Below are 20523 nucleotides of genomic sequence, written 5' to 3' on the forward strand. Positions count from 1 at the left end.
CCGGCATGGAGCCGGCGCGTCGCAGCCGGAGATAGGGTTCCCTTGTTGCGCTGCAAACCCGGCGCGACGCCCTCCCGACGCAAGGCGCGCTTGCGCGGGAAGGCCGTTCCGGCCGTTACGGCAGCAGGATTGTCGAGCCCGTCGTCTCGCGCCCTTCGAGCGCCTTGTGAGCCTCGGCGGCTTGGCTGAGCGGCACGCGGCGGCCAATGTCGATGATCACCGCCCCGGAAGCGATGACGTCGAACAGGTCCTCCGCGGTCGCGAGGAGTTCGGGCCGTGTCGCAGTGTAATGAGGCAGGCCGGCGCGGGTCGCGTAGAGCGAGCCCTTCTGGCTCAGCAGGCCAATCGAAAAGTCCGGCACGACGCCGGAGGATTGGCCGAAGCTGGCCCAAAGGCCGCGCGGCTTCAGGCAGTCCAGCGAGCCGGGGAAGGCGTCCTTGCCGACGCTGTCATAGACGACGTCGACGCCTTTTCCCTCGGTGATCTCGCGAACCTTCGCGACGAAATCCTCGCTCCGATAATCGATCACGTGGGAGCAGCCCTTGGTCTTCGCGAGCGCGACCTTCTCCGGACCGCCGGCGGTGCCGATCACTGTCGCGCCGAGATGGGCGGCCCACTGGCAGGCGATCTGCCCGACGCCGCCCGCCGCCGCGTGAAACAGGATCGTGTGCTCCGGCCCGACCTTGAACGTGCGCCGCAGCAGATACTGCGCCGTCATGCCCTTCAGCATCGCGGCCGCGGCGATCTCGTCGGAGACGCCTGCGGGGATCTTCACGAGCTTGTCGGCCGGAATCACGCGTTCGGTGGCGTAGGCGCCGAGCGGACCGCCCGCATAGGCCACGCGGTCGCCGACGGCCACGTCCGTCACGGCCTCGCCGACTGCCGTGACGACGCCGGCGCCTTCGGAGCCCAGCGTGAAGGGCGTCGCCTGCGGATAAAGGCCGGTGCGGTGGTAGACGTCGATGAAGTTGACGCCGATCGCCGTGTGCCTGATCGCCGCCTCGCCCTTGGCCGGCGCTGGGATGTCGACGTCCTCGAACTTGAGGGCGTCAACCCCGCCGGTCTGGTGGATCCGGATCGCCTTGGCCATGCGGCTCGCTCCTCGTGCATTGGTCCGGAGACCTATCTGGGGCGTCGGCATGCATGCTTCGAGACGCCCGTTGGCGCGGCTTTTCGGCGCGACGACCGGCCTGGGCTCCTCAGGGCCGCAGCGCCGGCCCGAAGTTCTTGAAGGTCACGTCAGGCGCGCTGGTGTTGTGCTTCGAGAGCTCGATGCGATCGAACCGGACTTCCCGGGCGTCGGCGCCTTTGAAGTCCATGATCGGCTCGTTGTAGAGCCCCGTCGCCGTCCGCCAGTTGACGCGCGCGGCGTCGGCGTTGGTCGGCGTGACGAACATGGACCGGATCGCGGCGAAGGGAAGCTGCGGCTCGGTCTTCGGCATGTCGGCGAAGGTCACCGTCATCGCGATCTTGTTCTGGTCCGCGACGTCGACCTTGAGCTCCGCCCTTCCCCCCTTGGCGAAAGTCATGCGGAAGGTCCGCTGCTTGGGATCGATGGCGAGCGTCGTCATGTCGACGATGGGGCGATGCTGCTCCTCGACCGGGCCGACCAGAAAGGACGTGCCATAGGCCGCGTTCGGGAATTTCTCGGTGGGAATCGGCTTCGCCCGCCAGTAGCCGTCGAAGGGATAGACCACGAGATATTCGACGAACTTGCCGTCGATCTTCTCGAACAGCTGGACGAGGTGGAGGTCGTTCTCCGACGTCTCGCCGACCGTCACCTGCGCTCCGTGGGGGCGCCAGGATTCAGCGTAGGTATGGCCGACGATGCGGGTCTGCCCATCGTCGTAGAGCGTCGCCTGCTTGGGCGTGAACTTGTTCTTCGGGTCGTCCTTCATCGCCTCGCAATCGGCGAAGTTGGGCGCGGTGTCGTCGACCTTGAGGTCGGGAAGGTAGACCGGCGCCGAGACCTCAAGGCTGAAGCGCCCGACATCCTGGCCGGTCAGCGTGTAATAGACATTGTCGAACTCGGCGCAGCTCGTCGGGTGGCTGCGGTTCTCGACCCATGCCGCGCCGGGCGCGTCCCCCGCGGCGAAAGCGGAAGCGGCGATGAGGCAGGCGAGAAGCGCGCCTGCGGCGCCGCGGCTGAGAAGGGTCGTCACGGTCGTCTCCTGGGCCGAGCGATGGACGGCCGCTCATAGCGCGGCGGCCCTGCCCCCGTCACCCCGTGACGCGCTGATGCGGTTTCTCCGGCGCGTCGGCGACGCCCGCCGCCTCGCTCAGCTTCAGCTTCTTGTTCTTCGCGATGACGTTGAGGATCTCGACCGCGAGCGAGAACGCCATCGCCGCGTAGATGTAGCCCTTCGGCACATGGAAGCCGAAGCCGTCGGCGACCAGCACCATGCCGATCAGCAGCAGGAAGGCGAGCGCCAGCACCTTGGTGGTCGGATGCTTCGCGACGAAGTCGGAGATCGGGCCGGAGGATATGTACATCACCGCGACCGCGATGATGACGGCGACGATCATGACCTCGATGTCCTCGGCCATGCCGATGGCCGTGATGATCGAGTCGACCGAGAACACGAGGTCGATGACGATGATCTGGGCGATGATGATGGCGAAGGCCTTCTGCACGCCGCCGCCGGCGCCGTGCTCCGCGCCCTCGATCGAATTGTGGAGCTCCAGCGTCGCCTTGACGATCAGGAAGCCGCCGCCGGCGATCAGGATGATGTCGCGCCACGAGAAGCCGTGCCCGAACAGCGAGAACACCGGCTCCTTTAGCCCGATCAGCCAGCTCAGCACGAACAGCAGCGCGATGCGGAAACCGAGCGCGAGGCCAAGGCCGATCTGCCGGGCGCGCTTGGCCTGCGCCTCGGGCAGCTTCGCGACCAGCACCGAGATGAAGACGACGTTGTCGATGCCGAGGACGATCTCCATCGCGGTCAGCGTGAGCAGCGCGGCCCACGCCTCGGGAGTCGAAAACACCTCGAGCATCGCTTTTCAGTTCCCAGTCGTTACGTCATGGCGCGAGATAGCCACGCGCGCTTCCGGCGCAAGCGGTCGGCGGGGGCGCGGCCGATCACGAACGTATCAGCAGGCGGGCTTTCATACGCCGGACAACGAGACTAAGGCAGCGTCATGAACTCCAGACCCGATCGACGCAACGATGTCGCGATCGTCGGCGGCGGCCCGGCCGGCCTGCTTGCGGCGCTGCTGGTCGCCCGCGTCGGCGCGGCCGTGACGCTGATCGCCCCGCCGCCGCGCGAGGACGCGCGCACCACGGCGCTGCTCGAAGGCTCTGTCGAGATCCTCCGGAAGGCCGGGATCTGGAGCGCCATCAGCGACGGCGCGGCGCCGTTGCAAAAGCTCCGCATCGCTGACGGCAGCCGCCGCCTGTTCCGTGCGCCGGAGGTGACATTCGCCGCCGCCGAGATCGGCGTCGAGGCCTTTGGTTGGAACGTCGCCAACGCCGCGCTGACCGCAGCGCTTGGCCAGGCGCTGGCCCGCGAGCCCGCCGTCCGCATCGTCGCCGAGGAGGCGCGCTCCTACGAGCCCCGGGAGGACGGCGTCTCGGTCGTCGCAGCGAGCGGCGAGAGGATCGACGCTGCGCTCGCGATCGCCGCAGACGGCAGGAACTCGTTGTTGCGCGATGCGGCGGGCATCGGCTTCCGCAGCCACAAGCCGGCGCAGACGGCGCTCGCCTTCTCGACCGCGCACGAGCGGCCGCATGACGGCGTCTCGACGGAGATCCAGTCCGAGGAAGGGCCTTTCACGCTGGTCCCGCTCCCCGGCCGCCGTTCGAGCGTGGTCTGGGTCGCCAAGCCGGACGAGGCCGAGCGTTTGCTGGCGCTGCCGCGCGAGGCGCTCGGCGCTGCTGCGACCGAAAAGAGCGGGCGGCTGCTCGGCGCGATGACGATCGACAGCCGCGTCGGATCGTTTCCGATCACCGTCGGGGTCGCTACGCGCTTCGCCGCCAACCGCACGCTGCTCGTGGGCGAGGCCGGCCATGCCCTGCCGCCGATCGGCGCGCAGGGGCTGAACCTCGGCGTCCGGGACGCCGCCCGCGCAGGTCTCGTCATTGCCGAGGCGCTGGCGGCCGGTCGCGACCTGGGCGACCAGACCACGATGCGCGCCTACGCCCGCGCGCGCGCCGCCGACGTGCTGACACGCACGGCTGCGACCGACCTGTTGAACCGATCGCTGCTCACCAGCTTTGCCCCGGCGCACATCGCGCGGGGTCTGGGGCTGGGCCTGCTGGCCCATGTCGGCCCGCTGCGGCGTCTAGTGATGCGCGAAGGCCTCTCCGGCGCGCCGTCGTTCTGAAGTCCTCTACCCGATCCCGCCGTGCAGGATCAGCGCGAGCAGCCCCGTCACCGTCAGAACCGAGACCGCCGTGCCGAGCAGCACCACGCTGGAGGCGCGCTCGACATAGGCGCCGTACTGGCTCGCGATGATGAAGACGTTGAGGGCCGGCGGCAGTGAGGCCATCAGCACGGCGGTCGCGACCCAGAGCGGATCAAAGCCGCCGACCGCGTGCAGGATCGTCCAAGCGAGCAGCGGGTGGAGCAGCAGCTTCACGGCGAGCAGCGCCGGCAGCTCAGCGGGCACGCGCTTCAGCGGCCGTAGCGCCACTGTCACGCCCATTACGAACAGCGCGCAGGGCGCGGCCGAGCCCGACAGCAGCGTCGCCATCTGCATGACCGGGGCCGGCGGCAGCCAGTGAAAATAGGCGGCGAGGCCGCCGACCACCGTCGCGATGTTGAACGGATGGAGCGCGATGCGCTTCACGACCAGCAGCGCAGTCGCGCCGAGATGGCGCTCGCCTGGCTCCGCGAGCGACATCAGGAAGGGCGCGAGCGTGAACAGCAGCGCGCAGTCGAAGACGAAGATCAGCGCGGTCGGCGCCGCGGCGGCGGGGCCCATCGCAGCGAGCGTCAGGCCCGGGCCCATATAGCCGACATTGGAGTAGCTGCCGGCGACCCCCTGCATCGTCGCCTCGCGCAAGTTCCCCTTCGAGGCCAGCCAACCGATTCCCAACGCGACCAGAAAAGCGATGAACGTCGCCGTCGTGGTGGAGGCGACGAAGCCGACATTCGCGAGCTCCTCGAACGGCGTGCGCGAGATCAGCACGAAATAGAGCGCCGGCACGGCGACATAGAGGATGTAGAGGTTGAACCAGGCGAGGCCGGCGGCGTCGGCCCTGATCAGTCTTCCGCAGAGATAGCCGAGCCCGATCAGGCCGAAGAATGGGAATGTCAGGCCGGCGACCTGAGCCATGCGGAAAACCCTGAAGGACGGGAGTGGGGGTGGTTAAGCTGCGGGTAACCCTACTGCGTTGTTGTCTCAACCCCTCGGAACGCGGGGACTGACGGACCCGTTTTGCATGCGATCGCCAAAAGGAGGCGCGCATGAAGGACCTTGCTCCCGAAGAACAGTTCACGCTCGAACTCGTTGCTGCAGGCGGCGAACACACGGTGGTCGACCACGTCGCTCTGCAGCGTCTGGAGACGATCGGCCTTGTCGAGCTGTCGAACGAGGGATGGGACGTGACCCCGCTCGGGGCCTGCGTGGTCGACCGCGCGGCCTGAGCGCGCATCGCGGGCTTTTGCGACGAAAGGCGTCTTGCGCTGCAGCATCGGCCCGCGGCCTTAATCGCCGCCATCCAGATCTCTTCCGGAAGGCAGCGCAATGATCGTCCCGAGCGCCTATTACCGCCCGCTCGCCCTCGGCGCGCCCGCGCCCTTCCGCGAGCCGCCGGTGAAGGTGGAGCGGATGATCCACTTCGTGCCGCCGCATGTGGAGAAGATCCGCGCCCGCGCCGGTCAGCTCGCGGCCGAAGTCGACGTCGTACTCGGCAATCTCGAAGACGCCGTTCCGGCGGACGCCAAGGAGGCGGCGCGCTCCGGCTTCATCGAGATGGCCAAGGCCAATCATTTCGGCGCCGCCGGCCTGTGGATCCGTATGAATGCGCTCGACAGCCCGTGGGCGCTTGACGACGTGATCGAGATCGTCGGCGCCGTCGGTCACAAGCTCGACGTCATCATGCTGCCGAAGGTCGAAGGCTCGTGGGACGTCCATTATCTCGACCGTCTGCTCGCCCAGCTCGAGGCGCGTCACAAGATCGAGCGGCCGATCATGATCCACGCCATCCTCGAGACGGCGCAGGGCGTCATGAACGTCGAGGAGATCGCGAAGGCGAGCCCCCGCATGCACGGCATGAGTCTCGGCCCCGCTGACCTCGCCGCCTCGCGTCGCATGAAGACCACCCGCGTCGGCGGCGGTCACCCTGGCTATGGCGTCCTCACCGACAAGGAGGGCGACGCGCCCCGCGCCTTCTACCAGCAGGATCTCTGGCACTACACGATCGCCAAGATGGTCGACGCGTGCGCGGCGAACGGCATCAAGCCATTCTATGGACCATTCGGCGACTTCTCGGACGGACCGGCCTGCGAGGCCCAGTTCCGCAACGCTTTCCTGCTCGGCTGCGTCGGCGCCTGGACGCTGCACCCGAGCCAGATCGCGATCGCCAAGTCCGTGTTCTCGCCCGATGTCGAGGAGGTGAAGTTCGCCAAGCGCATCGTCGACGCGATGCCGGACGGCACCGGCGCTGTGATGCTCGACGGCAAGATGCAGGACGACGCCACCTGGAAGCAGGCCAAGGTCATCGTCGACCTCGCCCGCCAGATCGCGGAGCGCGAGCCGGAAGCCGCCGAGCGCTACGGCCTGTGACGATCGGGTTTGTGACGGCCGATTGACGGCCGGGCGCGGTTCAGATCATCTCGCGCGCCCAAAAGGCCGGATGGATCAGGCATGTACGCGGGTCGACGCAGGGACGCGAAATTCACGCTTGGGGACGTGGTGCGCCACCGGCTGCACCCTTTCCGCGGCGTGATCTTCGACGTCGATCCGAGCTTCGCGAACACCGAGGAATGGTGGGAGTCGATCCCCGCCGAGACGCGTCCCGACCGCGATCAGCCGTTCTACCACCTGCTCGCCGAGAACGCGGATTCGCAGTACGTCGCTTACGTCTCCGAGCAGAACCTCGTGCATGACGAAAGCGGCGAACCGGTGCTCCATCCGCAGATCGACGCGATGTTCGACCGTGAGGCCGACGGCTCCTATCGCTTTCGCCGCACGCTGGTGAACTGAGGGCGGCTTGATCCCCTTCCTCTGCGCGAAGGGATAAGAAACAAAAACGCCCGGACCTCGCGGTCCGGGCGTTTGGCGTTTCAGTCGACCAAGTCCGAGATTACTGACCCTTCACCGGAGCGCGGTCGCCCATCTGCGGGCCGCCGTCGCTCGGGGGCACGGCCGAACCCGGCGCCTGCAGCTTGTCGCGGCGCTCCTGGGCGAGGCGGTTCATGCCCTCGTTCATCTCCTTCTTGTACTCCTCGATCGCCTTCGGGTCCGCAGCCGGACCTTCGAACGCCTTCGAGAAGCCGCCGAGGCCGACGGGGAAGTTCAGCGTCTTGGCCTGCTGGTTCATCGCCTGGATGATGAGATTGCTGCCCTTCTGCATGTTCTTGAAGAAGGCGTCGTTGATCTCGAGCTCGGCGTAGCAGGCGTTCGGGAAGCAGATCGAGTACTTGCCGTTCGCGGGCGCGTTCTGATCGACCGCGACGCGCACGCCCGGCTGGATCAGCAGCCCGGGAGGCACGGCCGCAAGGATGAACTTCTTCGGCTCGCCGGTAATGGTGCGGACCGCCACGGAGGCGACGGTCTGGCCGGTCTCGGCGCGCAGGTCGCGCGAGACGAGGCAGACTTCCTTCTTGGCGTTCGGATCGGTGTTGCAGATCTTGACCCAGTTCGGCTGCGGCGGCGCCGGCGGGGTCGCAGACATCGGGCCGGGACCCGGAACGTCAGCCGGCGCGGCCGCGGGCTTGTCCTGTGCGTAGGCGGGGCTCGCCACGGCACCGAGTCCGGCGGCGAGCGCTGCGAGGCGGGCGAACTTACCCAGTTCCATGCGACGTTCCTTCCTGTCGGTCGGGACGACCGGTTTGGCCTTAAGCTGCCTCCGCGCCGGTGAGATGGCGCGGAACATGAGGTCGCCGGCGACGACCGACGTGGCGTAGGCGAAGACCGGCTGTCTGTCGAGCAAATGCGGCGACAGAGTGACAGACCTTGGTCGAGGCCGACGTCGCGGGGCCGTCAGGGCTCCGAGGAGCTGGTTGTGTTAACCTTCTCCTAACCAAAAGCGAATCGCGAAAGGCGCGCTGGCCGGGAATGGCGATCGGGCGACAAGGGCAAGCGGGCTTCGCCCGGCGGGACGTGCTGGGCCTGCTGCCCGGCTGCGCGCTTGCATTCGCCCTTCCGGCGCGCGCTACGGCGCAGGTGCGCGAGGACGGACTGACGCCGCGCCACGGCGTCGCGATGCATGGCGAGCCCACTCTGCCGGTCGGCTTCAGGAACTTCGATTATGCCCGCCCGGACGCGCCGAAGGGCGGCCGTCTTGTGAACGGCTGGCTCGGCGGCTTCGATACGCTCAACCCTTACGCCTACAAGGGCCACCAGGCGCAGGGGCTGAAGGGCTTCGTCTACGAGAGCCTGATGGCGCGCAACTACGACGAGCCGTTTTCACTCTACGGCCTCGTCGCCGAAAGCGTGGAGCTGCCGGACGAGCGCGACTTCATCGTCTTTCACATCGACGAGCGCGCGCGCTTCTCCGACGGCGAGCCCGTCACGGCGGAAGACGTGGTCTTCACCTTCGAGCTGCTGCGCGACCGCGGCCACCCGACCTTTCGCTCGAACTACCGGCGCGTCAAGGCGGCCACGATCGAGGGCGAGCGTTCGGTGCGCTTCGACCTCTCCGGCGCGGACGACCGAGAACTGCCGCTGATCCTCGGCCTCATGCCGGTGCTCGCCGCGCACGCGACCGACGCGGCGACCTTCGAGTCGACGACCTTCAAGCCGCTGCTTGGCACGGGCCCGTACATCATATCAGCCGTCGACCCCGGCCGCTCGATCACCTTCCGCCGCGATCCGGACTACTGGGGAGCGGAGCTCGCGGTGAACCGCGGCATGAACAATTTCGACGAGATCCGCTTCGACTACTACCGCGACGACAACGTCATGTTCGAGGCCTTCAAGAAGGGCCTGGTCGACGTCCGCCCAGAGGGCGACCCCACGCGCTGGGCGACGGGCTACGACACGCCCGCCGTACGCCGCGGCGAAGTCGCGCTCGAAAGCTTCACCTCCGGCCTGCCCTGGGGAATGAACGCCTTCGTCTTCAACACGCGAAAACCGATCTTCTCCGACCCTCGCGTGCGTGAGGCGCTCGGCCGGCTGTTCGACTTCGAATGGATCGATCGCAATCTGTTCGCGGGCGCGACGGTCCGCACCCAGAGCTATTACGAGGGCTCGGAGCTCTCCTCCCACGGGCGGCCGGCGGATGCGCGCGAGCGGGCGCTGCTGGCGCCGTTCCCGAGCGTCGTCCGTGAGGACGTCATGGAAGGGCGCTGGAGCGCGCCGTCCACAGACGGCTCAGGCCGCGACCGCGAGCAGGCCCGCCAGGCGCTCGATGCGCTGGCCGAGGCCGGCTGGGCGGTGAAGGACGGCGAGCTCCGCCGGACGAGCGACGGCGAACCGTTCCGCTTCGAGATCATGGTCTCGACCAAGGATCACGAGCGCCTGTCGCTCGCCTTCGCCCGTGGACTGGAGCGCATCGGCGTCCGCGCGACGGTGCGGCTCGCCGATTCCGTTCAGGCGTTCCGGCGGCTGCAGACCTACGATTTCGACATGGTCGTCTACAATTGGGTGTCGTCGCTCTCGCCCGGAACCGAGCAGAAGAAATACTGGTCGGTCGCCGCCGCCGACACGCCGGGCGAGCGGAACTACATGGGCGTCCGCGAGCCCGCGGTGGACGCGATGATCGCGGCGCTTCTTGCGGCCCGCGAAAGGCCGGACTTCGTCTCCGCAGTCCGCGCGCTCGACCGCGTGCTGCTCTCGGGCTTCTACGTCGTGCCGCTGTTCCACGTGAAGGAGCAGTGGATCGCGCGGTGGAAGACGATCGAGCGGCCGGAAAAGACTTCGCTCTACGGACCGACCCCCGAAACGTGGTGGCGCGCGCCATCCGCCACCGCCGGCTGAGGAAAGCTTACCCCCATGCGCCTCGAACCGTTCTCGCAGGACACGATGCCAAACCCGGTGGCCGGCGGCGCGACGCTCGACAGCGTGCTGTCGCTGAACGCCCGCAGGCGACCGCGCGCGGATGCGCTGATCGACTCCCGCCTGCCCTTCCCCAGCACGTGGGCCGAGGTCGACAGGGCGGTGTCCGCGCTCGCAAGCGTCTTCGCGTCGTGGAAGCTCGGCGAGGACGCTGTGGTCGGCGTGCAGCTCGGATCGAGCTTCGAGGGCGCGCTGACCTGCCTCGCGCTGTGGCGCGCGGGCCTGATCGCCGCGATGCTGCCGACCGCGTGGCGGCGACGCGAGACGGCGCGCGCGCTCGCAGCGGTCAAGGCGGCCGCCATCGTCACCCTCTCCGAGGGCGGCGGCGCACGGCTCGCCGAGATCGCCTGCGAGGTCGCGGCCGGACTGGAGACGATGCGCTATGTCGGCTGCTTCGGCGCGGCGCCGGACGGCGCGACGCGGCTCGACGATTATCTGCTGAAGCGCGCCGACGCCTCCTATGCGCGCCGGCCGGGCGCGGCCGACCATGTCGCGATCATCACCTTTGAGGTCGGCGGCGCGCCCGCGCCTCGGAGCCACAACGATCTGGTGGCGGCCGGCGTCGGGCCGCTGCTCGTCGCCGAGGTGACGGAGAAGGCCCGGCTGTTCTCGACGCTCGATCTCGCAAGCCTCGCGGGTCTCTGCACCGGGCTCGCGCCCTGGCTCACGACGGGCGCCGTCGCCTGCTTCCACGAGCCGACGACCACCGCAGCCTTTGCGGCGGCTGCGGCGGCGCTCGGCGCAACGCATGTCGTGCTGCCCGGCCGGATCGCCGACCGGCTGGCCGCCGACGGCGCTCTCGATCGCGCCGCCCCCTCGACCGTGCTCGCGGTCTGGCGCGCTCCTGAAGGCCGCGGCGTCGCAAGGCCCGTGCCCCTCGAAGGCGCGACAGTGGTCGACGTGCTGCTGATCGGCGAGCTCGCCGTGCTGGCGTCACCGCGGCCCGCGCCGAACCGCCACGCGCCGCTGCCGCTCGGCCCCCACGCGGTCGGCGGCCTCGATCCGCTGGTTGATCTGAGGGTGCTCCAGGACGGGCGGCTATTCGTCCGCGGTCCCGCCTGTCCGCAGGCGGCTTATCCTGCCGAGCCCGGCGAACCGTCCCTGCCCTTCTCGGCGGACGGCTATATCGAGACAGGCCTCGCGGGCATCGCTGACCGGGCGGCGGGCCGGACGGCGCTCGGCGGATTGCGGCGCGGCGTCGCGATGGTCGGCGGGCTCGCGATCTCGATGGCCGACGCCACCGCCGCCGCGCGAGGAACAGGCCTTCGCGGCGCGCTCGTCGTCGAGGACGACCCCGTCTTCGGACTGCGGTTCGCGCTCAAGGCCGCCGACGGCGCCGACGCTTCGGTCGAGGCCGCAGCGCTCGCGCTCGATCTCGCCGGCTTCGGGCCGGCGCTCGCGCCCGTCGCCATCCGCGCCGAAAGCGCGCGGCGCACCGCCTGAGGGGTTCCGTCCCGGCCTGTCCGGCGCCATATCGGCGGCTTCGTTCCTCAGACGAGGTTTGCCAGCTGATGTCCGCGCCGCTCCAGATCGAAATCTTCGCGGACCCCGTCTGCCCATGGTGCTGGATCGGCAAGCGCCGTCTCGAGGCCGCGCTGGCCGCCCGGCCCGATGTCGACGCCACGATCAGCTGGCGGCCCTACCAGCTCGATCCGACCATTCCGCCCGAAGGCCTCGATCGCGCGGAATATCTCGAGACCAAGTTCGACGATCCCGCCCGGGTGCGGGCGACGCATGACCAGCTCGCCGCGATCGGGCGTGACGAGGGCATCGCCTTCCTGTTCGGCGACATAGAGCGCGCGCCCAATACGCTCGACGCCCACCGCGCCATCCGGATCGCCGCCGAGGAAGGCCCGATCGCGCAGGGCGCGCTGATGGAGCGACTGTTCGAGGCCTATTTCACGGAAGGCGAGGACATCTCCGACCACGACGTCATCGCGCGCGCCGCCGAGGAAGCCGGCCTCGATTGGGAGACCCTGCGCGACCGGCTCGAAGGCGACGAGCAGGCCGAGGAGATCCGCGAGGAAATCGACCAGGCCCGCGCCATCGGCGTCGAGGGCGTGCCGTGCTTCATCTTCGCCGGCAAGCTGGTCGTGATGGGCGCCCATCCGCCGGAGGTGCTGGTCGAAGCCATGGATCGCGCGCTGGGCGACGAGGACGACGTGGAGGAGTAAGGGCTGAGGACGGAGGCTGTTGAAGCGCCCTCATCCTTACCTTCTCCCGCATGCGGGAGAAGGGGGCGTCTACGTCGCTCTATCGGCTTCTGAGATCGCGCGTCCGCTGCCGCCCCCCTCTCCCGCGTGCGGGAGAGGGTAAGGGTGAGGGTCAGTCGAACATGACCCCGGCGGCCGCCGCGATCTTCAAGAGCACGCCTTCCGGGTTCTCGAACGCCTCGTTGTTCCAGAAGCGCAGCACGATCCAGCCTTCTCGCGCGAGATAGGCGTCTCTCCGCCTGTCGGCGTCGGATTCGGCATGTTGCCCGCCGTCGATCTCGACGATCAGCCGCTTCGAGACGCAGGCGAAATCCGCGACATACGGCCCGATCGGCGTCTGCCGGCGGAACTTGAGCGAGGCGAGACGCCGGTTGCGCAACAGCCGCCACATCGCGCGTTCCGCATCCGTGGCGTCTCTTCTGAACACGCGTGCGACGTCGCGTTTCTGTTGGTCACGCATTCAGAGGGCTCCGGACGCACCCTCATCCTTACCTTCTCCCGCATGCGGGAGAAGGGGGCTTCGACGTCCGGGCTCCATCTGCCTCTGAGATCGCGCCGCCGCTGCCGGCCCCCTCTCCCGCTTGCGGGAGAGGGTAAGGGTGAGGGCCTGTAACCGCCACCGCCCTGCCGCCTCAAGCCGCCTTCTTCGTCGCCTCTGCGATCTTCACTAATTCCCGCAGCAGCTTGGCCGCCCCCTTCAGCCGCGCGTTCACGCTCGCCCACTCCCGCCGGAACACGATCTTCATATCCGGCCGCACCTTGGCGTTAGGCCCCTCTTCGCGGGCAATGTGCATCACCAACCCATCCGGGTTCGCGAAGGAATTGTCGCGGAACGACAGCACGACCCCCTTCGGGCCGGCGTCAATCTTCTCGACGTTGGCCCGGCGGCAGAGCGCCTTGATGGCGGCGATCTCGAGCAACTGCTTCACCTCCGACGGCATCGGCCCGAAGCGGTCGGCGAGTTCGGCCGCGAACTGGTCGAGCGCCTCGTCGGTGTCGATCTCGGCGAGGCGGCGGTAGAGCGACAGGCGGATCGCGAGGTCGCCGACATACTCCTCCGGGATCATCACCGGCGCGCCGAGCGTGATCTGCGGCGACCACTGGTCGGCGACGACCACCGCGCCGCCCTCCTTCAGCGCCTCGACGGCGTCGGCCAGCATCTGCTGGTAGAGCTCGTAGCCGACCTCGCGGATATGGCCGGACTGCTCCTCTCCGAGCAGATTGCCCGCGCCGCGGATGTCGAGGTCGTGACTCGCCAGCTGGAAGCCGGCGCCCAGTCCCTCAAGCGACTGCAGCACCTTGAGGCGGCGCTCGGCGTTCGCGGTCGGCGTCTTGTTCGCGGGAATGGTGAACAGCGCATAGGCGCGCGTCTTCGCCCGGCCGACGCGGCCACGAAGCTGGTAGAGCGCCGCGAGGCCGAACATGTCGGCGCGATAGACGATCAGCGTGTTGGCGTTCGGGATGTCGAGACCGCTCTCGACGATCGCGGTCGAGAGCAGCACGTCGAAGCGGCCCTCGTAAAAGTCGGTCATCACCTGCTCTAGCTCGGTCGCGGCCATCTGCCCGTGGGCGACGGCGACTTTCACCTCCGGCACCTCCGCATCGAGGAAACGCCGCGCGTCGGCGATGTCCTCGATACGCGGGCAGACGAAGAAGGACTGACCGGAGCGGTAGCGCTCGCGCAGCAGCGCCTCGCGCACGATCAGCGGATCGAACGGCGCGACGAAGCTCCGCACCGCCAGACGATCGACCGGCGGCGTCGCGATCATCGACAGCTCGCGCACGCCCGTCATGGCGAGCTGCAGCGTGCGCGGGATCGGCGTGGCGGAAAGCGTCAGCACGTGCACCTCGGCGCGCAGCTGCTTCATCTTCTCCTTGTGGCCGACGCCGAAGTGCTGCTCCTCGTCGACGATGACGAGGCCGAGATCCTTAAACTCGATGGTCTTGCCGAGCAGCGCGTGGGTGCCGACGACGATGTCGACGTCGCCGGAGGCGAGCCCCTTCTTGGTCTCGCTCATCTCCTTCGACGAGACGAAGCGCGAGGCGTGCCCAACCTTGAGCGGCAGGCCGCGGAAGCGCTCGGCGAAAGTCCTGTAGTGCTGGCGGGACAGCAGCGTGGTCGGCACGATGACGGCGACCTGCCGCCCCGTCATCGCGACCACGAAGGCCGCGCGGAGCGCCACCTCCGTCTTGCCGAAGCCGACGTCGCCGCACACAAGCCGGTCCATCGGACGGCCGGCGGCGAGATCGTCCAGCACGGCGTCGATCGCGGCCTGTTGGTCCTCGGTCTCGTCGAAGGCGAAGCGCGCGGCGAACTCGTCGTAGAGTCCCTCGGCGGGAATGGCGCGCGGGGCCTCCTTGGTCATCCGCGCGGCGGCGATCTTGATCAGCTCGCCCGCCATCTCGCGGATGCGGTTCTTCAGCCGCGCCTTCCGGCCCTGCCAGCCGGAGCCGCCGAGCTTGTCGAGCTGGGCTTCGGTGTCCTCCGAGCCGTAGCGCGTCAGAAGCTCGATGTTCTCGACGGGCAGGAAGAGCTTAGCCTTGTCGGCGTAGTGCAGCTCCAGGCAGTCGTGCGGCGCGCCTGCGGCCTCGATCGACTTGAGGCCGACGAAGCGGCCGATGCCGTGATCGACGTGCACCACGAGATCGCCCGGCGCGAGGCCGGCGGCCTCGGTCAGGTAGTTCTGCGCGCGCTTGCGCTTGGCCTTGCCCCGGACCAGCCGGTCGCCAATCACGTCCTGCTCGGCGATGACCACGACGTCGTCGGTCTCGAAGCCCTGCTCCAGCCCGAACACGCCGAGCGGCACGGCGTCGGACGGCGACGCCATCGCGTCGCGCCAGCTCGGCACATTACGGGTCGCGACGAGGCCGTGGTCGTTCAGCACGGTCTGCATGCGGTCGCGCGCGCCGTCGGTCCAGGCGACGATGACGACCCGCTTGCCCTCTTCGCGCTTGGCGCGGACGTGAGCGACGACGGCGTCGAACACGTTGGCGTTCTCGTCGGCGCGCTCGGCCGCGAAGCTGCGCCCGGCATGGACTCCGGCGTCCAGCACCAGGCCGCCCTGTCCCGCCGGCAGCGCGAAGGGCGCAAAACGGATCGGCGCCGCGCCGGCCAGCCGGTCGCGCCATTCCTCGGGCGCGAGGTAGAGCGCGTCCGGCGGCAGCGGCTTGTAGGCGCCGCCGGTCTTGTCCTGCGCGAGGTTGGTCTTCCGCGCGTCAAAGTAGTCCGCGATCAGCGCCAGCCGCTCGCCGGCGGCGTCCTCGACCTGGGGGTCGAGCGTCACCCGCGCGTCGGGGAGGTGGTCAAACAGTGTCGCGAGCCCGTCGTGGAACAGCGGGAGCCAATGCTCCATGCCGGGATAGCGCCGCCCTTCGCTGGTCGCGGCGTAGAGCTGGTCGTCGCGTCCGGGCGCGCCGAACGCCGCGGCGTAGGACTGGCGGAAGCGGCGGATGGTCTCCGAGGTCAGCTGGACCTCGCTCATCGGCACGAGGTCGAGCGACCGGTGCTGCCCCGTCGAGCGCTGCGTCTCAGGGTCGAACGGCCGGATCGTTTCGAGAATGTCGCCGAAGAAGTCGAGCCGGATCGGCTCGGCGTGGCCGGCCGGGAACAGATCCACGATGCCGCCGCGGATGGCGTATTCGCCATAGTCCCGGACGGTCGAGGACCGCATGAAGCCGTTGACCTCGAGCCACTCGGCGAGCTGCTTGAGGTCGACGACGTTGCCGGGCGCGGCCGAAAAGCTCTGCCGCGCGACATAAGCCGGAGTCGCCACGCGCTGGAGGGCGGCGTTCACGGTGGTGAGCGTGATGCGCGGCTTCTCGCCGCCGCGCGACGCCGCAAGGCGGGCGAGCGTCGTGGTGCGCTGCGCGACGATCGCGGCGTTCGGCGAGACGCGGTCATAGGGCTGGCAATCCCAGCCCGGAAAGACCAGAAGCTCGACGTCCGGCGCCATGAAGCCGAGCGCCCGCTCCATCGCGGCGAGCCGCCGCGTGTCGCGCGCGATGTGCAGCACGCCGCCGGAATCGTGTCGCTGGCCCGCGAGGCCGCGCGCGAGATCGGCGATGACGAGCGCGTCGAACCCTTCCGGCGCGGATGCGACGGTGACAGGCTTTGCGTCGAGCAGAGTCTTGAGGTTCAGGGTCATGGGGTCGGAAGGCGTACGGGAAAGTCCTGCGTGCTTCGAGACGCTCGCTAACGCGAGCTCCTCAGCATGAGGATCGTTTGAGCTGCTCGACGGTCGTCATGGCTCGAGGAGCGCCACAGGCGCGTCTCGAAACACGCAGAAGCGCGCCGTTCAACCGAGATGTTCCGTAGTCGGAAAGGCTTCGTGGAACGCCCGGAGGCGGCGAAAGACTGAGGTGTCGTAATTGGCGGGCGTCGGCTCCTTGTCCGCGATCCAGGCGAACAGGTCGCGGTCGGGAACCTCGATCAGCGCCTCGAAAGTCGCGAACTCGGCACTGTCGAAACGGTCGATCTCGGCGTCGGCGAAGCGGCCCATCAGCAGGTCCATCTCGCGCGTGCCCCGCCGCCAGGACCGATAGAGCGCGCGGCGGCGGGCGGGCGAAAGGCCCTCGGTGGTGCGGGTCGTTCCTGTCATGGGCTCGGATATGAGGGGTTTTGCGGTCTCCTACCAGCCCGCAAGCCCTGCGTCATCCCGCACGGCCGCGGGCCGAGCCGGGATCGTCACCAGGATGAGGCGTCATGGTCCCACTTGAACCTCTTGCCTCAATCCCCGCGCTCCCCTCCCTTAAGCCGCGATGCGCGACTCGCGGCTCGATCCCCTTTTCGCGGAAGCGACCGTTCTGCCCGGCGTCGGCCCCAAGGTCGCGAAGGCGCTGGCGCGGCTGCTCGGCGCGGGGCCTGCGGGCGGGCCGCCGAGGGTGGTCGACCTGCTGTTCCATGCGCCGACCGGGGCGATCGACAGGCGGTCGCGACCCAAGATCGCCGACCTCGTCGCGGGCGAGGTGGCGACCGTCGAGGTCGAGGTCGAGCGCCACCAGCCGCCGCGCAGCGCGCGCGGGCCGCACCGCGTGGTGGTCGCCGACGAGACCGGCGCGATGTCGCTGGTCTTCTTCAAGGCGCACGGGCCTTACATCGAACGGCTGCTGCCGGTCGGCGAAAAGCGCTGGGTGTCGGGCATGCCGGAGCTATTCGACGGCTCATTTCAGATCGTGCACCCGCCCCATGTCGTCGACGCCGAGGGTCTCGCCAAGCTGCCGCCGGTCGAGCCGACTTATCCGCTGGTCGAGGGGCTGTCGCATCATCTGGTCGCGAAGTTCGCGCGCGCCGCGCTGGAGCGCCTCGCAGAGCTGCCGGAGTGGCAGGACGACGCGTTCCGCGAACAGCGGCGCTTTCCCGGCTTCGCAGCGGCGCTGGCCGCGCTGCACTTCCCGCAATCGCCGCTGGACGTCTCGTCCGAAGGCGTCGCGCTCACCCGCCTCGCTTATGACGAGTTGCTCGCAAACCAGCTCGCGCTGCAGCTCGTGCGCGCGCATATGCGCCGCGGCTCGGGCCGCGCCGTCGTGGGCGACGGACGCCTGTCGCGGAAGATCGAGGCGGCCCTGCCCTTTTCGCTGACCGGGGCGCAGACCCGCGCGGTGGCGGCGATCCGTGAAGACCTCGCCGCGCCCCGCCGCATGCTGCGCCTGCTGCAGGGCGACGTCGGCTCGGGAAAGACGGTCGTCGCGCTGCTCGCGAGCGCGACCGCGATCGAAGCCGGACGGCAGGCGGCCCTGATGGCGCCGACCGAGATTCTCGCGCGCCAGCACCTCGCGACGCTTCAGCCGCTCGCCGAAGCGGCGGGCATCCGCCTCGCCGTGCTCACCGGCCGCGAGAAGGGGCGCGAGCGAGTGGCCCTGCTCGAACGACTGGCGGCGGGGGACGTCGACCTCCTCGTCGGCACCCACGCGCTGTTCTCCGACGACGTGGTCTTCCACGACCTCGCGCTCGCCATCGTCGACGAGCAGCACAAGTTCGGCGTCCGCCAGCGGCTGGCGCTCGCCTCAAAGGGCGCCGCAGTGGACGTGATGGTGATGACCGCGACGCCGATCCCCCGCACGCTCGTGCTCACCGCCTTCGGCGACATGGATTCTTCCGCCCTCGACGAGAAGCCGCCCGGCCGCACGCCGATCGACACGCGGCTGGTCGGGCTGGAGCGGCTGGACGAGACGATCGCCGCCATTGGCCGCGCGGTGGCGTCGGGCGCACGGGTCTACTGGGTCTGTCCGCTGGTCGAGCAGTCCGAGACGCTGGACGTCGCGGCCGCCGAGGACCGGTTCGGGGCTCTGGCCGAGGTGTTTCCCGGCAAGGTCGGGCTGGTTCACGGCAGGATGAAGGGCGCCGACAAGGACGCGGCGGTGGCGCAATTTGTCTCCGGCGAGACGCCGATCCTGGTCGCGACCACGGTGATCGAGGTCGGCGTCAACGTGCCGGAAGCGACGATCATGGTGATCGAGCACGCCGAGCGCTTCGGCCTCGCCCAGCTCCATCAACTCCGGGGCCGCGTCGGCCGCGGCGCCGGACGCTCGACCTGCCTGCTGCTCTGGAAGGGCCCGCTCGGCGACACCGCCAAGGCGAGGCTGGAGACGCTGCGCGACACCGAGGACGGCTTCGTTATCGCCGAGAAGGATCTCGAGCTTCGCGGCGAGGGCGAGGTTCTGGGCTCAAGGCAGAGCGGCGCCGCGGTTTTCCGGCTGGCGCGCATCGAGGCGCATGGCGACCTCGTTCGCGCCGCGCATGACGACGCCGGGCTGATCCTCGCGCGCGATCCGAACCTGACGAGCCCGCGCGGAGAGGCGCTGAGGCTGCTGTTGCATCTGTTCGAGCGCGACGCCGCGGTGCGGCTGCTGCGGGCTGGGTGAAGCGTTTCGCGCCTACTCCGCCGGAACCGGCGACCGCCTGCCCGGCGGCGACGTTTCGGTCGGCGGCTCGAGCGTCGCGGGCGAGGCGAGCTCCGGCGGCTGGATGATGCCCATCGACATGATCAGCTTGAACGCCTCGTCCGTGGTGACGCCGATCTCCGTCACCTTGGAGGCCTCCATCATCACGAGATAGCCGGTCGTCGGGTTCGGCGTGCAGGGCACGAACAGGCAGACATGATCGGGGCCCGGCAGACCGGCCGCTAGTGCGCCGCGGGCCGGCTCGGTGATGAAGCACAGCGACCACAGGCCTGGTCCCGGCCATTCGATCAGGCCGACGCGGCGGAAGCTCGTGCCGTCCTGCTTGAATACGGTCTCGAAGATCTGCTTCACGCCCTTGTAGAGCGAGCGCACGATCGGCATGCGGTCGAGCACCTGCTCGCCGGACTGCACCACCGAGCGGCCGACCAGGTTCGCGGTCAGCGCGCCGAGGATGGTGAGGCCGAGCACCGCGGCCAGCACGCCGACGCCCGGAACCGCCACAGGCAGATAGCTGTTCGGGTTCCATGCGGGCGGGATCAGCGGCTTGACCCAGCCGTCGATGAGGTTGATGAGCCACATCGTCAGCCAGATCGTGATCGCCACCGGGCCCGCGACGACGAGACCGGTGAGGAAATAGGTGCGCAGGCGCGCCATCCCGCGGGGTTTCGCCGCCGGAAGCGGAGGTTCGCCGCGGGGGCCGATCGGTCCGGGAATGGGTTGCTTCATGTGTCGTCGCCTGCCCGGCCGCTCGCAGCGGCGCGTCCATCTCAAAGATAGCGCATAAATTCGGGACGAGGATGCGACGGGACGACAACCCTCAGACAGAAGACGCGGAGATCGCCGCGGCAGCGCGCGGGCCGCGGCGCTGGCTGTGGCTCGCCGCGGGAATGGTCTGCGTCGGCCTTGGGATCGTCGGGCTGATCCTGCCGGTGATGCCTGGAACCGTGTTCCTGATCATGGCCGCCGCCTGCTTCGCCCGCGGCTCCCCGCGGCTCGAATCGTGGCTGCTGAACCATCCGAGGCTCGGCCCTTCCGTCGTCGCGTGGCGACGCGACGGCGCGATCCCTCCCCGCGCCAAGCTCATGGCCTCTGCCGGCATGGCGCTGTCGCTCGTTATCGTGTCCGTCTCCGGCGCTCCGCCGATCGCAATCTTCTCATCGGCGGTGCTGATTGGCGCAGGGGCAATCTACGTCGCGACGCGTCCGTCACGCGCTTCATGAACGAAGCTGTTCCTCCAGTCGTTGTC

At 69.0% G+C, this 20523-nt stretch carries 18 protein-coding genes; 9 read left to right on the forward strand and 9 right to left on the reverse strand.

All coding sequences use genetic code 11. The features are described from left to right. Positions 1 to 115 precede the first annotated feature (115 nt). From EYR15_RS00060 to EYR15_RS00070, 3 genes are all read right to left on the reverse strand, one after another. The gene (locus EYR15_RS00060) at positions 116 to 1090 is read right to left on the reverse strand and encodes a quinone oxidoreductase family protein (protein ID WP_131000825.1); all 975 of its coding nucleotides are present in this window, start codon (positions 1088 to 1090) and stop codon (positions 116 to 118) included. A 109-nt stretch (positions 1091 to 1199) separates the two neighbouring features. Next, positions 1200 to 2162, reverse strand: a complete 963-nt coding sequence (locus EYR15_RS00065; RefSeq protein WP_131000827.1) for a hypothetical protein — start codon at positions 2160 to 2162, stop codon at positions 1200 to 1202. A gap of 58 nt (positions 2163 to 2220) precedes the next feature. After that, positions 2221 to 2994, reverse strand: a complete 774-nt coding sequence (locus EYR15_RS00070) for a TerC family protein (RefSeq protein WP_131000829.1) — start codon at positions 2992 to 2994, stop codon at positions 2221 to 2223. A gap of 144 nt (positions 2995 to 3138) precedes the next feature. Between EYR15_RS00070 and EYR15_RS00075 the strand changes: the two genes are divergently transcribed. Then, a complete protein-coding gene (locus EYR15_RS00075; RefSeq protein WP_131000831.1) occupies positions 3139 to 4323 on the forward strand; it encodes a UbiH/UbiF family hydroxylase in 1185 nt (394 codons plus the stop codon). A gap of 6 nt (positions 4324 to 4329) precedes the next feature. Here EYR15_RS00075 and EYR15_RS00080 read toward each other — a convergent pair whose 3' ends face one another. Beyond that, positions 4330 to 5277 (reverse strand): AEC family transporter, encoded by a 948-nt coding sequence (locus EYR15_RS00080; protein WP_131000833.1) that lies wholly within the window; start codon positions 5275 to 5277, stop codon positions 4330 to 4332. A 131-nt stretch (positions 5278 to 5408) separates the two neighbouring features. On the opposite strand from EYR15_RS00080, the gene EYR15_RS00085 reads away from it, so the two are divergent. The 3 genes from EYR15_RS00085 (at position 5409) to hspQ (ending at position 7149) form a co-directional block, all read left to right on the forward strand. Further along, positions 5409 to 5588: a hypothetical protein gene (locus tag EYR15_RS00085; protein ID WP_131000835.1), complete on the forward strand. Its 180-nt coding sequence runs from the start codon at positions 5409 to 5411 to the stop codon at positions 5586 to 5588. 100 nt (positions 5589 to 5688) lie between these two features. Beyond that, the gene (locus tag EYR15_RS00090; protein WP_131000837.1) at positions 5689 to 6729 is read left to right on the forward strand and encodes an HpcH/HpaI aldolase/citrate lyase family protein; all 1041 of its coding nucleotides are present in this window, start codon (positions 5689 to 5691) and stop codon (positions 6727 to 6729) included. 81 nt (positions 6730 to 6810) lie between these two features. Next, positions 6811 to 7149 (forward strand): heat shock protein HspQ, encoded by a 339-nt coding sequence (gene hspQ / locus EYR15_RS00095; RefSeq protein WP_131000839.1) that lies wholly within the window; start codon positions 6811 to 6813, stop codon positions 7147 to 7149. 100 nt (positions 7150 to 7249) lie between these two features. Here the strand turns inward: hspQ and EYR15_RS00100 are convergent, their stop codons facing one another. After that, positions 7250 to 7963, reverse strand: a complete 714-nt coding sequence (locus tag EYR15_RS00100) for an invasion associated locus B family protein (protein WP_245498070.1) — start codon at positions 7961 to 7963, stop codon at positions 7250 to 7252. Positions 7964 to 8223: 260 nt separating this feature from the next. On the opposite strand from EYR15_RS00100, the gene EYR15_RS00105 reads away from it, so the two are divergent. From EYR15_RS00105 to EYR15_RS00115, 3 genes are all read left to right on the forward strand, one after another. Beyond that, positions 8224 to 10086: an extracellular solute-binding protein gene (locus EYR15_RS00105; protein WP_131000841.1), complete on the forward strand. Its 1863-nt coding sequence runs from the start codon at positions 8224 to 8226 to the stop codon at positions 10084 to 10086. A 15-nt stretch (positions 10087 to 10101) separates the two neighbouring features. Continuing rightward, complete coding sequence (locus EYR15_RS00110; protein WP_131000843.1) at positions 10102 to 11607, forward strand: AMP-binding protein; 1506 nt, start codon at positions 10102 to 10104, stop codon at positions 11605 to 11607. 68 nt (positions 11608 to 11675) lie between these two features. Beyond that, positions 11676 to 12338 (forward strand): DsbA family oxidoreductase, encoded by a 663-nt coding sequence (locus tag EYR15_RS00115; protein ID WP_131000845.1) that lies wholly within the window; start codon positions 11676 to 11678, stop codon positions 12336 to 12338. Between the two features lie 151 nt (positions 12339 to 12489). Here the strand turns inward: EYR15_RS00115 and EYR15_RS00120 are convergent, their stop codons facing one another. The 3 genes from EYR15_RS00120 to EYR15_RS00130 form a co-directional block, all read right to left on the reverse strand. Next, positions 12490 to 12837 carry an endonuclease domain-containing protein gene (locus EYR15_RS00120; RefSeq protein ID WP_131000847.1) on the reverse strand — a complete coding sequence of 116 codons (348 nt, stop codon included), beginning with the start codon at positions 12835 to 12837 and terminating at the stop codon, positions 12490 to 12492. Positions 12838 to 13009: 172 nt separating this feature from the next. Then, entirely contained in the window at positions 13010 to 16522 is a 3513-nt protein-coding gene (mfd, locus tag EYR15_RS00125; RefSeq protein WP_131000849.1) for a transcription-repair coupling factor, read from the reverse strand. 150 nt (positions 16523 to 16672) lie between these two features. Next, the gene (locus EYR15_RS00130; protein ID WP_131000851.1) at positions 16673 to 16975 is read right to left on the reverse strand and encodes an FAD assembly factor SdhE; all 303 of its coding nucleotides are present in this window, start codon (positions 16973 to 16975) and stop codon (positions 16673 to 16675) included. Between the two features lie 160 nt (positions 16976 to 17135). Here EYR15_RS00130 and recG point away from each other — a divergent pair, with 160 nt between their 5' ends. Continuing rightward, positions 17136 to 19238 carry an ATP-dependent DNA helicase RecG gene (recG, locus tag EYR15_RS00135; protein ID WP_131000853.1) on the forward strand — a complete coding sequence of 701 codons (2103 nt, stop codon included), beginning with the start codon at positions 17136 to 17138 and terminating at the stop codon, positions 19236 to 19238. A 12-nt stretch (positions 19239 to 19250) separates the two neighbouring features. Here recG and EYR15_RS00140 read toward each other — a convergent pair whose 3' ends face one another. After that, positions 19251 to 20003 carry a DUF502 domain-containing protein gene (locus EYR15_RS00140; RefSeq protein ID WP_131000855.1) on the reverse strand — a complete coding sequence of 251 codons (753 nt, stop codon included), beginning with the start codon at positions 20001 to 20003 and terminating at the stop codon, positions 19251 to 19253. A gap of 71 nt (positions 20004 to 20074) precedes the next feature. Between EYR15_RS00140 and EYR15_RS00145 the strand changes: the two genes are divergently transcribed. Continuing rightward, on the forward strand, positions 20075 to 20497 hold the full coding sequence (locus tag EYR15_RS00145) for a YbaN family protein (RefSeq protein ID WP_131000857.1): 423 nt from the start codon (positions 20075 to 20077) through the stop codon (positions 20495 to 20497). Positions 20498 to 20523 lie beyond the last annotated feature (26 nt).

The organism is Hansschlegelia quercus (genome assembly GCF_004310425.1).
Lineage (GTDB): Bacteria > Pseudomonadota > Alphaproteobacteria > Rhizobiales > Methylopilaceae > Methylopila > Methylopila quercus.

Coding starts and splice junctions, on each gene's coding strand:
- EYR15_RS00060 (WP_131000825.1), bottom strand. CDS start 1,090: ATGGCCAAGGCGATCCGGATCCACCAGACCGGCGGGGTTGACGCCCTC.
- EYR15_RS00070 (WP_131000829.1), bottom strand. CDS start 2,994: ATGCTCGAGGTGTTTTCGACTCCCGAGGCGTGGGCCGCGCTGCTCACG.
- EYR15_RS00075 (WP_131000831.1), top strand. CDS start 3,139: ATGAACTCCAGACCCGATCGACGCAACGATGTCGCGATCGTCGGCGGC.
- EYR15_RS00080 (WP_131000833.1), bottom strand. CDS start 5,277: ATGGCTCAGGTCGCCGGCCTGACATTCCCATTCTTCGGCCTGATCGGG.
- EYR15_RS00085 (WP_131000835.1), top strand. CDS start 5,409: ATGAAGGACCTTGCTCCCGAAGAACAGTTCACGCTCGAACTCGTTGCT.
- EYR15_RS00090 (WP_131000837.1), top strand. CDS start 5,689: ATGATCGTCCCGAGCGCCTATTACCGCCCGCTCGCCCTCGGCGCGCCC.
- hspQ (WP_131000839.1), top strand. CDS start 6,811: ATGTACGCGGGTCGACGCAGGGACGCGAAATTCACGCTTGGGGACGTG.
- EYR15_RS00100 (WP_245498070.1), bottom strand. CDS start 7,963: ATGGAACTGGGTAAGTTCGCCCGCCTCGCAGCGCTCGCCGCCGGACTC.
- EYR15_RS00105 (WP_131000841.1), top strand. CDS start 8,224: ATGGCGATCGGGCGACAAGGGCAAGCGGGCTTCGCCCGGCGGGACGTG.
- EYR15_RS00110 (WP_131000843.1), top strand. CDS start 10,102: ATGCGCCTCGAACCGTTCTCGCAGGACACGATGCCAAACCCGGTGGCC.
- EYR15_RS00115 (WP_131000845.1), top strand. CDS start 11,676: ATGTCCGCGCCGCTCCAGATCGAAATCTTCGCGGACCCCGTCTGCCCA.
- EYR15_RS00120 (WP_131000847.1), bottom strand. CDS start 12,837: ATGCGTGACCAACAGAAACGCGACGTCGCACGCGTGTTCAGAAGAGAC.
- mfd (WP_131000849.1), bottom strand. CDS start 16,522: ATGACCCTGAACCTCAAGACTCTGCTCGACGCAAAGCCTGTCACCGTC.
- EYR15_RS00130 (WP_131000851.1), bottom strand. CDS start 16,975: ATGACAGGAACGACCCGCACCACCGAGGGCCTTTCGCCCGCCCGCCGC.
- recG (WP_131000853.1), top strand. CDS start 17,136: ATGCGCGACTCGCGGCTCGATCCCCTTTTCGCGGAAGCGACCGTTCTG.
- EYR15_RS00140 (WP_131000855.1), bottom strand. CDS start 20,003: ATGAAGCAACCCATTCCCGGACCGATCGGCCCCCGCGGCGAACCTCCG.
- EYR15_RS00145 (WP_131000857.1), top strand. CDS start 20,075: ATGCGACGGGACGACAACCCTCAGACAGAAGACGCGGAGATCGCCGCG.